This window comes from Virgibacillus sp. 7505, assembly GCF_002272135.1.
Lineage (GTDB): Bacteria > Bacillota > Bacilli > Bacillales > Amphibacillaceae > Terribacillus.
In genome coordinates, this window is sequence record NZ_NPBF01000141.1 from 1 (window position 1) to 298 (window position 298).

1 rRNA gene is annotated in these 298 nt (G+C 58.7%); it reads left to right on the forward strand.

What is annotated here, in order from left to right:
• Window positions 1-298, forward strand: a 23S ribosomal RNA gene (locus CHH91_RS18325); the annotation flags it as partial.

Genomic DNA, 298 nt, shown 5'->3' on the forward strand with positions numbered 1-298 from the left:
GGCGCCCAAAGGTTCCCTCAGAATGGTTGGAAATCATTCGTAGCGTGCAAAGGCAGAAGGGAGCTTGACTGCGAGACCTACAAGTCGAGCAGGGACGAAAGTCGGGCTTAGTGATCCGGCGGTGCCGTATGGAAGGGCCGTCGCTCAACGGATAAAAGCTACCCCGGGGATAACAGGCTTATCTCCCCCAAGAGTCCACATCGACGGGGAGGTTTGGCACCTCGATGTCGGCTCGTCGCATCCTGGGGCTGAAGTAGGTCCCAAGGGTTGGGCTGTTCGCCCATTAAAGCGGCACGCG